Source organism: Mesoflavibacter sp. CH_XMU1404-2 (assembly GCF_037029465.1).
GTDB lineage: Bacteria > Bacteroidota > Bacteroidia > Flavobacteriales > Flavobacteriaceae > Mesoflavibacter.
In genome coordinates, this window is record NZ_JAYMEM010000002.1 from 44,140 (window position 1) to 55,220 (window position 11,081).

General features: G+C 31.9%; 17 protein-coding genes. 1 reads left to right on the forward strand and 16 read right to left on the reverse strand.

The annotated features are described in order from the left end of the window. Positions 1-2 precede the first annotated feature (2 nt). The 15 genes from WA327_RS01480 to WA327_RS01550 all read right to left on the reverse strand — a co-directional run bounded on the left by WA327_RS01480 (position 3) and on the right by WA327_RS01550 (position 10,171). A complete protein-coding gene (locus WA327_RS01480; RefSeq protein WP_336065630.1) occupies positions 3-455 on the reverse strand; it encodes a hypothetical protein in 453 nt (150 codons plus the stop codon). Between the two features lie 93 nt (positions 456-548). Beyond that, positions 549-998 carry a TIGR02594 family protein gene (locus WA327_RS01485; RefSeq protein ID WP_336065632.1) on the reverse strand — a complete coding sequence of 150 codons (450 nt, stop codon included), beginning with the start codon at positions 996-998 and terminating at the stop codon, positions 549-551. 87 nt (positions 999-1,085) lie between these two features. Further along, positions 1,086-1,454 carry a hypothetical protein gene (locus WA327_RS01490; RefSeq protein ID WP_336065634.1) on the reverse strand — a complete coding sequence of 123 codons (369 nt, stop codon included), beginning with the start codon at positions 1,452-1,454 and terminating at the stop codon, positions 1,086-1,088. A 65-nt stretch (positions 1,455-1,519) separates the two neighbouring features. Beyond that, positions 1,520-3,280 (reverse strand): sialate O-acetylesterase, encoded by a 1,761-nt coding sequence (locus WA327_RS01495; protein WP_336065636.1) that lies wholly within the window; start codon positions 3,278-3,280, stop codon positions 1,520-1,522. Between the two features lie 3 nt (positions 3,281-3,283). Further along, positions 3,284-3,727 carry a carboxypeptidase-like regulatory domain-containing protein gene (locus WA327_RS01500; protein WP_336065638.1) on the reverse strand — a complete coding sequence of 148 codons (444 nt, stop codon included), beginning with the start codon at positions 3,725-3,727 and terminating at the stop codon, positions 3,284-3,286. Further along, a complete protein-coding gene (locus WA327_RS01505) occupies positions 3,727-4,113 on the reverse strand; it encodes a hypothetical protein (protein WP_336065641.1) in 387 nt (128 codons plus the stop codon). The genes WA327_RS01500 and WA327_RS01505 overlap by 1 nt, the downstream gene beginning before the upstream one ends. Positions 4,114-4,122: 9 nt before the next feature. Next, the gene (locus tag WA327_RS01510) at positions 4,123-4,680 is read right to left on the reverse strand and encodes a hypothetical protein (RefSeq protein ID WP_336065644.1); all 558 of its coding nucleotides are present in this window, start codon (positions 4,678-4,680) and stop codon (positions 4,123-4,125) included. 12 nt (positions 4,681-4,692) lie between these two features. Further along, positions 4,693-4,854, reverse strand: coding sequence for a hypothetical protein (locus WA327_RS01515; protein WP_336065646.1), 162 nt, complete (start codon positions 4,852-4,854; stop codon positions 4,693-4,695). 9 nt (positions 4,855-4,863) lie between these two features. After that, positions 4,864-5,775, reverse strand: a complete 912-nt coding sequence (locus WA327_RS01520) for a hypothetical protein (protein ID WP_336065647.1) — start codon at positions 5,773-5,775, stop codon at positions 4,864-4,866. 15 nt (positions 5,776-5,790) lie between these two features. After that, positions 5,791-6,144, reverse strand: a complete 354-nt coding sequence (locus tag WA327_RS01525) for a hypothetical protein (protein ID WP_336065648.1) — start codon at positions 6,142-6,144, stop codon at positions 5,791-5,793. Between the two features lie 17 nt (positions 6,145-6,161). Next, complete coding sequence (locus WA327_RS01530) at positions 6,162-6,551, reverse strand: hypothetical protein (RefSeq protein ID WP_336065652.1); 390 nt, start codon at positions 6,549-6,551, stop codon at positions 6,162-6,164. 92 nt (positions 6,552-6,643) lie between these two features. Then, entirely contained in the window at positions 6,644-7,228 is a 585-nt protein-coding gene (locus tag WA327_RS01535) for a hypothetical protein (protein WP_336065654.1), read from the reverse strand. An 84-nt stretch (positions 7,229-7,312) separates the two neighbouring features. Further along, positions 7,313-7,780 carry a hypothetical protein gene (locus WA327_RS01540; protein WP_336065657.1) on the reverse strand — a complete coding sequence of 156 codons (468 nt, stop codon included), beginning with the start codon at positions 7,778-7,780 and terminating at the stop codon, positions 7,313-7,315. Between the two features lie 22 nt (positions 7,781-7,802). After that, on the reverse strand, positions 7,803-8,633 hold the full coding sequence (locus tag WA327_RS01545; RefSeq protein WP_336065660.1) for a hypothetical protein: 831 nt from the start codon (positions 8,631-8,633) through the stop codon (positions 7,803-7,805). Beyond that, a complete protein-coding gene (locus tag WA327_RS01550) occupies positions 8,633-10,171 on the reverse strand; it encodes a hypothetical protein (RefSeq protein WP_336065663.1) in 1,539 nt (512 codons plus the stop codon). Before WA327_RS01550 ends, WA327_RS01545 begins: the two co-directional genes overlap by 1 nt. Before the next feature lie 247 nt (positions 10,172-10,418). On the opposite strand from WA327_RS01550, the gene WA327_RS01555 reads away from it, so the two are divergent. Continuing rightward, on the forward strand, positions 10,419-10,649 hold the full coding sequence (locus tag WA327_RS01555) for a hypothetical protein (protein ID WP_336065665.1): 231 nt from the start codon (positions 10,419-10,421) through the stop codon (positions 10,647-10,649). Between the two features lie 157 nt (positions 10,650-10,806). Here the strand turns inward: WA327_RS01555 and WA327_RS01560 are convergent, their stop codons facing one another. Continuing rightward, complete coding sequence (locus WA327_RS01560) at positions 10,807-10,989, reverse strand: hypothetical protein (RefSeq protein ID WP_336065667.1); 183 nt, start codon at positions 10,987-10,989, stop codon at positions 10,807-10,809. Between the last annotated feature and the right edge of the window lie 92 nt (positions 10,990-11,081).

Consider the following 11,081-nt stretch of genomic DNA (forward strand, 5'->3'; position numbering starts at 1 on the left):
AATTAAAGTAGTTTTATCTTATTGATTTTATTAGAAATTATCACAAAACCGATAACCACAAATAGCACTAAAACCGCTAATGCGTAAATAAAATACTGCGGTTTAAAGTTTTCTGTTTTTTCTTGGTTTTTATCTTTTATTACTTCTAATAATTGTCTGTTAATTCGGTTAGTTTCTTCAATTTGAGCCTGTAAACATTCTACTTTTATGTTTCCGTTTTCATCATAAGTTACTCTTGCTATTGAAGGTTTGTTATATTTATAGCTTACTCTTTCTATAACCGTATCTTTTAGCTTGATGTTTGGTATATCAATACTTATGGTATCGCCTGGACGATAGGTTTTAGTTTCTATTTGCTCTGTTAATTGACGATCTGTTTTGTTTTTAATCGCTTTTTTTTGAACGTCACAACTAAACAAACTAAAGAGTATAACGATAAGTATTAATTTTTTCATGGTCCTGGTGTTTAATTAAACGTTGCAGCTAACAGTATTAACAAAAAGATAAACCAGATAGCTATTACTGTTGCTAATGGGTGTTTTTTCATTTTAATAGCTTGTTAAACGTCTGTATTCTAATAATCTACTTTTTGGGTAGACACTTACTTTTACTTGATCGCTTTGGTTGCCACCTAAACAGTAAATCCAATTTTTATCTTCACGTATGTAAAAGGCTACATGACCTTTCCAGGATTGCGGACTTTCTCTCCAAAAAACTACTACATCGCCAATTTCTTGCTGGTCTTTTTCTACTTTGTGTCCTACTTTAAGCCAGCTTCTAGCTGTTAATTTGTTACTACGTGGTAAACCTGCCTGCAAGCATACCCAATTAATGTATGCGCTGCACCAGCTTGTTTCGTCTTTTAGTTTTGCACCGTCAAAGCCTAGATCTTCAAAATATTGTATGATGCGAGGGTTATCTTGCGTGCCTTTTACTTCTTGCTGTCTGGCTTCGGCTAAAGCTATGATTAGATATTCTTTATTGCAGGTGTTTACCATGATTTATAATTTATGCAAATGCTATAACAAAGCATAGCACCGCTAGAATTAACATTACGATTTGCTTGTATGAAATTACTTGAGTTTTCATTTTGTTACTTTTTTAAATAATGTATTGATAAGAAGCTTTATATTTTCTTCTACAGTATCATGTACTGATGCACTTAAACTACCTGCATAGGCGCATAACATATAGGTTAACAACTTTGGTAGGTGTACTAAATAATCTAAAATTACCAATACAAGCACACTTACAAATAAGCCTACAACTAATTCTGCCAATATCCATGATAGCGTTACTTTTTGGCTTTTATTTTTCTCTTTAGCTTTATACATCTTAAAGAAACCACCAAAAAAGATACAACCTGCAAATAGTAGTATGTCTTTTAGTGTTGCTGGAATGTTAGACGCTGCTTCTACAACTTCTACTGCTGTTTTAATTGGGTTTTGTTGCATGTTATCTTAATTTTTTCATGTTGCTAAATTTTTAGGTTAATAGATTATTTACATTTTTTTACACTTTAAGTTCTTATGGTTTGCCAACGGTATAACTGCACTTCTTCTGAATAATAAAACCTCATTAAATCTCCGTCGTTAATTGTGAAATTAGAACCACTATTATCTATCTCAGCACCAGAAGCATTAATAATATTTACTGAATGCGTTGTTCCTGGTTCTCGTTCTATATAAATATCATCTCCTTTTAAATGTTGAGGAAGTGTAATATTAACGTTTGCAGTATCTGTACTACCTCTAACAATTATATGTTTAGATGAATATTTTGTTAATGTAATATTTGTAACTGATGAAGTCCCTGTTATTTCTCTTGTATGGATATTATTGATTTTTTCTTTAACTATTTTATGCCCTTCTGGTGTAGAAACTACAGTTATTTCTGTACCAACACCGTATAAATCAATTTTATTAGTTGTTCCGTCATTATAAAATTCTCCTGTTTTTGTGTTAATTCGAGCAAAATTTAAGTTAGAAGTACCTATTATTTTTATAGTTACTTTTTTGTAAGTATTTAGATAAGGTAAAGAAAAGTTTTTAGAAGCTGTTGAAACATCTAACTCTACATAATTTATATTAGGATCAATAAATTCTCCATTATTAGTTAGTGTTTTATAATTAAAATCAAAAATTTTATCGACTTGTACAGGTAAGCTTAAAAAAGCATCTGCATACCTAGAAGAAGCAGTAACAATAGAAGGTCCTGTTAAATGTATAGTATCTAATCTTTGTAAATCTTCTGTTTTAATAACAGTAAAGTTTTTATCTTCTATGTATTTTAAATATTGAGGAAATCTATAAAAAACATCATTAAGCCTATATTGGCTATCTAATTCGGCAGCTATAAAAGGTATTTCTTTTTTAGAAACTTCTAAACTTCTTATTTGATTTATAAACTCTTTTATTTTACCTGCATATATTGTTGGTAAGTCTACAGCGTTATTACTATCTGTTTCGCCTTGAAAAAAATAGAAAACATCTAATTTTTTTGTACCAGAAGAATTAATAACATTTAAAAGTCCATCCCAAGCTGCATGAGTTTCACTAGATAATAACCACCTATCTATTGATATACCAGAATAAGCTTTGAATAATATTCTTATTTTTTTTCCTGTTCTTTCTTTTAACCTTTTTGCAGTATGAAAAGCAAGGTTATTATTACCGCTAATATCAGCACCTCCAACACTTACACGTTCACCAAAAGGATATTTAGTTAAATCTGCTGTTACCCAAATGTTTTGAATATCATCCCAAGCTTGAATATCATCATCTATAGTATCATCACCGCCACCTGTTTGTCCTTCTACTATGCAATTCATGTTAGATTGTCCAGAAAAACCTGCGTATAAATAATCATCTTTATCTATAAAATCTAACTCGATAATTAACTCATCTTCTACGTCTATTTCTTGTGTTGTGAAGCTTTTTTCGTCGTCTGTAGCAATTGTTATTTTTACTTCGGTGTTGGCTATGTTTGTAACTGTACCTAACAACGTAGTTTCTTTAGTTAGGTTGGTTATTTTTACTACAAAGCTGTTTGATCCTGCAACGTCTTTAAACTCGTTTAGATATTGGCTAAAATCTGTGTTAAATACTAGGTTTGTTATGTATTGGTCGGCTTCAAGTTCGGCATCTGCATACTGTAAACTTACATAACCAGGCTCTACATTGTCTGGACTTGTTGTAAGCATTTGTTGCACTTTAAGTTTGTTTACTTGTGCTGTGTTGTTGTTTGCGTTTAAACTTGGATTATATAGTACTACACCCATTTTTTATAGTGTTACTTCTTTTACTTTTTTTGGTTTACCTAGTCCTTTTTTATTAGACTTTTTTGTGTTGGTTGTTTTATTTTTTTTTGAGATATGTCTAACAACTAAAACTGTTGCTAATCCTGCTATCCACCATTTTAAGTTGCTTTTTTTATTGGTTAGATATACACCGTCTAATTGATTGGTAATGTCTAAAACAACTTTTTTTGGCAATTCATACGTAAAATACTTTGCTAACTCTTGTTCTTGGTAGTTAAATTTTACTACTGCGGTTGCTGGTACCTGGTCCAGCCAAAACTCGCCATGTTGATTGGTAACTATACCAATGTTTTCTTTACCATTGTTATAAAAGACGTGTGCGCCTTCTAAGATGTTACCTTCTGTATCTGTTACTACACCGCTTATTGTTTTTGGTGGTGCTATTAAGCCTGTTCCTGTTGTTACCATTATTGAAATTTTACGTTTTCTAATTTAATTATACCGTGTCCTACTTGTGTTGGACTACCTACATAAAACGGTATATCTATTATTAGGTAGATGTCTGTTTTTATGTATGGATCTGTTACTACTGCTATTACTGTACCTATGGTATTGTTTTGGTTAACTATAAGACGTTGTGTGTTTGTATCTGTCCAAAGTGTACCTTCTTTTTTTGCTAGATTAACGATTGTTTTTGGTTGTGCTGCATAAGCTGTTTTACCTAACAATTTATCTACTATGCTTTGTTCTGGTTGTGTATTTGTGCTTTGTGCTTGACGGTTTTTGTTCCATGAGTATAATCCTGCTACGCCTGCCAAAATACTTACTATTGTTGCTGTTTTTTGTAAATTCATTGTATTAGTTTAAAACGCTATATCTAAGCTTGTTAATCTTTGTTTTACGATGTCGTAAACTTCTCCGTCACCTGGTTTAATTTCGCTTTTTAACCAATAGACTAGGTTTCTTTTTTCGTAACTATCTAACCAACTCCAGGCACCTTCTGGCGGACTGTTGTAACCGTTGTAATCTTTATCGCCAAAAGCGTTAGAGATTTTCCAGAAGTCGGCATTGTTTTTTATCAATTTAAACACGCCTATTACGGTATCTTCGTCTGTACCCCAAAATGGCTCTTTAGCATTAAAAGCATCTAACAACTGCTGCGCTAAGTTTGCTGCTTCTGTGCTGCTTAGTGTTGCACCTACTGTGCTGCCACCTGTACCAGAAACGCTATTATCTATTTTTGCTGGTAAAAATCCTTTTACAATTTTGTAACCTAAATAGATTGCAGCTAAACCACCAACAACATAAAGCACGGTTTTTGGATTGCTCTTTGCGTAATCGCCTGCTTTGTTAATGCTTTTAGTAACGCTGTCTTTTACTTTAGCGGTTTTGTTAGTTTTTTTTGCTACTTCTGTTGCCATTTTTAGTGTGTTTTAAATACCGATAAATGTTTTTATCATTTTGCGGTTAGATTTAAACTTTTGTACTGCTTTTGGGTTGGCTGCTAGATTACCTAAATCTACTAGGGTTTCTGTATCTAATGCGTTAAGCTGGTTTATTGCTTTTTGTCTTTGTGCTGTTTCTATTGCGCTCATAGTTAGTTGTTATTGGTTAAACATTGCTGCTAGTTGTACTTCTAGGTTTGGATTGGTTTTTAAGCCTTCTACAATTTGATAGATTATAAATTGTTGGTTTTCGGTAAAATTGCCTTGTGCTATCTCGTTTATTAAGGTTTGCTGATCCTTTGTTAAGTTAGCGTATGGATTACCTAAACCTGTGTCTGTGTTTGGTTGTGTTGCACTACCTTGTCCAGAAAATGATTGTAAAATACCTGGTGCATTTTTCATAACTGCATCAATCAATTCTGGTGTAATAAAAGATTGCTTTTTAGCTTCGGCTTTTTCTACTTCAAAGTTTTTTCTGTCTTCAGCTAATCTGCATTTACTGTTAGCTTCGTCTAACTCTCTTTGCAGTTTGGTATTTAGCGTTTCTAACGTTTCTATTTGTTTTTTTTGTTTAGCATGATGTTCTTCTAACAACTCTAAACGGTTTGCTTTTTTTTCGTAGTCTAAAACTTGTGCAAAACCTAAACCAATGCTTTGTCCTGGACCACCTAAACCAAAATTTGGTGTTGGTGCTGGAGTATATGTTTGATTTTGTGCTGCTGGTGTTACGCTTTGTGTTGTTTGTGGTGTAGTATTATTCATAGGTTGTGATTTTTTAAAAGAAATATCTAAAGCTTCTTTTTTTGTTGCTATGCTTCTTGATCCGTTAGGTTTTCTAAATAGAATATTGACACCTTCGGCATTAAGATTATTTTGCATGTGCTTTAGTAATCCTATAAAGCTTCCGAAATAGCTTACAACATCATCGTATGACCAAACTACTTTTGAGTTGTATTTACCAGGCTCGTTTTTTGTAAGCTTATCTGCGGTAGATTTATTGACAAACTGAAAAACATATTTGTTTTTTAGTTTCTCTAACTCTGTTTGTATTTGTTCTAAACGGTTTGACATTTTTAAAGAGGATTTTTAATATTTGTTAGTGTGGTAAGATCCCCAAGAGATATATAGTAACTGATTAGGATCGGTAACACCATCTGGATTGAATTTGATTTTTACCGTCTTACCAACATATACAAATGGATAATCCCAATGTATTAGCACACCTGGCTGAATAGGAAAACCGTCTACTTCTACTGGTACGTTACCAGCATTATAAAAGCTAGGTTTTATAACACCGTCAAAATGTTCTGTTGTATCTTCAGTAATAGGAAATGTTAAACTACTTCCTGTTGGTTTACTTAATGATAACTCGTTTAAAAAGCTTTTAATTTCTACTAAAAACTTAGAAAACTGCTGTGCTAATGCTTTGATAATATCCATTTGTTATGATTAATTAATTATGCTTTACGTTCTTGCTTAACAATAAATACTACTTGTATTTTTGTTGCTGCTGTTACGTTGTTTAGTGTACTGACTTCGGCGTATAGTTTTTGTCCGCCTGTCATTTGTAGTGGTCTAATACCGCTATAACCGTTTGCTGGTTTTTTGTAAAACTCTATACTAACAGGCTCTTCGTGGTATTGTCTACGTCCGTCTTGTATGCCTAAATAACACATATTGTTATTGGCTTTTTCTGTACCGTCTGTATCTGCTAAAACGCCAATTACTTCGCCTTCTCTAACATCTATAGATCCTATTACTTTGTTAGTACCGTTTGCAATAGTTAGATTAACAACTTCGTGCTTTAAGACGTGTGTAAGTGGGTTAAATCCTTGTAGAAATTCCATAGTTATTGTTTGTTTTTATCAAAAAAAGGCAATGAGTAACCATTGCCTTTTTTGATTATTATTACTCGTTTTTAACTGTGTATTTTACAAGATTAGTTTACTCTTGATCCTGTTTCTGCACCGAAGAACTGCACTTCTACAAAGTGGTTGTCTGTACCTGCAATAGTTGCACCGTTTGCAAACTCGATATTACAAGTAAATGGTTGTCCTTCTACTAATACTGCCCATGTTTTAAGACTGTAAGCATCTGCACCAATAGAAGCTGGCGATGCATTTTTACCAGGCTCAAAAGTTGATAATGGCATACTAACAACTACACGACTACCTTGACGTACTACTAACTCTGCATTACGTAAAGCTGCTGGCATAGCGTTTGCGTTATAATCTATTGCTGCTGCATCTGTAGCACTTGCATCTTTACCGTATTTTACAGAAATATCTGTGATAACTAGATTACGGAAAGCATCAAACTTATTACCGTCTACATTGGTAATACCTACTAATTTATCTGTAGATCCGTCAATTAACTTAGCGGTATTACCTGCTGTAAATTGTTTACGAATATAGACAGCAGTGTCTGTTACTTTTAATTTGTTGCTTTGGATAGCTGCTCTTGTTTGCTCTGGAAATAAGAACGATACCATGCCTAAAAAGGCGATTACTAATTGATACTTCATTGTTTTTGTTTTTATAAGTTTTTAAAAATTTTGTTTTGTTTTTGTGGTATTCTTATATGGTTTGTATCGGTAAATACTAAATGATTAAGCAATCATTGTAGGTGCGCTTTGCATCTGCTCTGGTGCTTGGTATCCATTTACAGGAATACCTAAAGATCTTCTTCTAGGACCATTTAAAGCTTGATAACTTGGTGTGCTATTGCAACCGCAAGGACTACCTAAAGCTTTGCGTGTAGCTTCGTCTTTTACTGTTTCTGGTAAGGCTTTATTAACTGCTTCTGCTGCTAATCTACCACCTTGTTGTACTGTCATTCCTAAAAATGCACCTCTGGTTAAATCTGCTGCTGTGTCTGATCCTCCTACAGATAAATAGCCTAATACGCCAATAGCTGCAATTACACCTCTAGCGATTTTTTTGTTTTTTTCTACTGAAGGAAACTTAGCTGCTGCTTTTTCTACAACAACATCACTTGTAATAGCACCTGCAACAGCACCACCACCCATGATTAAAGTTTTTTCAGTATTTTTTGTGTTTGGTTTACCGATTTTCATGTTTAACTGAATTTATTAATAATTATTTTTTGTTTTTTTTGGTTAATACTTTTACTACACCAAAAGCAAAAATAGACCAGCCTAATAATTTTAAACTGCTTGAATTTGCTGTGCTAACTGTGTCTGGTGTATTAGCATTAATTGTTTGATTTAAGTCTGTTGGCGCATCATTAATAGTTAATACTGTATCACTTGTATTGGTTTTTGAAACTTTATAATTAATACTGCTAGTTGAAAAATGATTATAGTTAATTATCTCATTTGTTATTAACTGCTTATCTAATATTGGCTCTAATTTTTCAACTGATGAACTAACTGTTTTAGAAAATTGCTCTATTTCAATTTCAGAATTATCTAAAATAGTTGCAATAACATCTTCAACATCTTTTAAAAGATCTTGTACATAATCATTAATTAGTGTTCTTCCTTCTGGTGTTTGATAAGGAAAAGTTTTTAACGCAACATATTTTTTTACTAGATAAATTTTATCTAATACATTGTTAATATCTGATAACTGATTTTGAAGTGAATTACTATCTAAAATAGTATTAGCTTCTTTAAGTAAAGCGTCGTATTTAGGTAAAAAATTATTTCTTACCCATATATCTAAAGGTCTGGCTTCTTTTTCTGAAATTTCTGCATCATCTCCCATAAAGTCAGATAACGATATTTTATTTTCATCCATTGACCAGTCTTGTGTTAAAGCATATCCTATAGCTGCTATTGGTCCTGCTGTAACAAGTGTTACAACTGCGGTTGCTAGTTTTTTCCATTTACGACAAAACCAACCACACTTTTTTTCTCTTAAATAGGTATTGTTGTTATCTATTTTATTAACTAGATTAATAATCATTACTTTTTAGATTTTTTAGATGTTTGAGAATACTTATAAGCACCAAATACTAAACCAGCTAAAACTAATCCTTGCGTTAAACTAAAACCAGCGTTTTGTTGGCTTGGATTATCTAAGTCTTGCCCTGTGTTTTGTGAGTTATCTGTTGGGTTATTTGATCCTGTATTATTACCTGTAACAGTATCGTATATTATTGGTGCTGTGTTTGCGAGTGTTTGTAAAAAATTAGTAACATTAAAATTGCTAGTATTAACATCACTATTTAAAGCATTTTCTATTTCTGGTGTAATTGTAAAAGCTGGTATTACATCGTATTTAGGTTGCTGTATTGTGGTATAAGCGTGTACTTCTGATTCTACTGGATTAGGTATTGCAGTACCCCAAAGTTTAACACCGTCAAACATATCTCCAGAATGTGCTGGTTGTGTAAATGTAAATTGGTTTGGTGTTGGGTGTGGACCTGTAAAATACTTAACATTATGAGCGTGTAAAGCTGTAAGTAAAACACCTTCTATTTTGTTTATTAAAAAATTACTAACAAAATTAAAAGAACTATTACTACAACTATTCCAATCTTTAGAAGCTTGTTTAGCATGAAAAGTTCTTACCATTAAATCTTTACGCGCGTAAATTTCAGCTAATATTTTGTGTATATTTTGCCAATCTTGATTTGCTATTGCTTGATTATAAATATCTATTTTAGATAAAAAATAATCTACTATTTTAGGTATTAAATCCTGTAATATATTTCCGTCAAAAGCTGTACCGCCCCAACAATCAATAGATGAAAATAGATTTCCAAAATCTAAGTCTTTAAAAAAATCTCCTATTTGATTAAAAATATCTTGATTATTCTCTCCAGCTAAACCATTATAACCAGCTAAACCAAAATTTGGTGCTGGTACTGAATATGGATTATCCAATTGGTTAAAAGGATTAGGATAACCTAAAGCTGGTTTACCTAAACCGTAATGTTTTAAACCTTTACTACTCATAAGCTTTGTTTTTGCTTCTAAGTATGGTAATTCTATGTTGTTATGTATTGTGGCATCAATTATGTAATAATCTTCTAAACTGTTAGTTTTTTGGTTTTTTGGTATTGAAACGTAAACGTGCGTAAATTGATCTGGAGAATAACCTGGTTGTTTTGTTTTTTTAAAGTAATAATTGATACCTAAATTATCTAAGATAGTACCAATTATTACACTATAACTTTTACAATCTATACCGTTATACCTATCTAACCATGCGCAATAAGGACTTCTTATTTGTTGATCTGCACCATCTAATTTGTACTGAAAATGATCGTGTGCAAATTGATAGATTTTATTAACCGTATCTAAAAGGTTATATCCTGCAAAATGATCTAATGCTAGTTGTTTGGTTTGGTGTTTGTATTTTTTTACCCATTTTGCCATTATTTTAATAGACAAATCGGTATTACCATAACCTAAAAAAGTGGTATTACAAAAAGGTTTGAAATACTTTTCAAACTGACTACCTTTTTTTATAACTCTTTTAGCTGCATTTTCGCTCATTTTTATTTCAAATAACTTTTAAATAAAAAAAGCTAACCTAAAAAATAGGCTAGCTTTTAATTTTACCAATACTAACCATTTATGAATTTACCATAACTGTTGGTTACAAATATTAGCTTAAATTATAGTTGTTTGTTTGGTTTGTTGTGCTTTGATGAAGTTGTTATGTGTATTGATGAAGTTGTTATGTATTTTGATGAAGTTTTTTTTATATTTTTGTTATACCATATAAAAAAACCACAATTACATGAGTGTAACACAATTAACCCAAAAAGAATTATTTGATAAGTACAGTATTGAAGGTTGTACAAAAAAGGATTTAAAGCATTTATTTAATTTATTTTCTTACGAAAAACAACTAATGCCAGATATTAATAATATTATTGCTGAAAGTAGAAATATAAGTTTGCAAGAAGCTAAATGGGTAAAAAGCTTAAAAGGATCTGAAGCTGCAAAAGTTATTGAAAATTGGAAATAAAAAAAAACGTAAAATTACGGTTGTTTGTTTGATTTTTTTGGTGCGCAATATTGCTTTATGGCAATACTGCGCATAACAGTCGCTAAAACAAAATTTTGCTTTAGGCAAAACTTCGTTTAGCTTGGTGTTATGCTACAATAGCCATCGAGGCACGCAATCAGCCTTTTAAAATTATATCCATAAACTTGGGATTTACAAAACTTTTCAATTCCTCAATGGATTTTCCTTTTAATTCACCATTTGCATAATCCTTAATTCCTTCTTGATAAGCTTTCATTAAAAGTTTTGCCAAGTCTTTAGTGCTTAACAAATGGGTTGGTAATTCTAATAATTCTTTCATGCTAAATAATTTTAAAATTCTAAAAGATTGCTTATTGTAGCATAACGGGCAGCGTAATGGCTACGCATCGGCAATCGTGAGTTAATATTTAT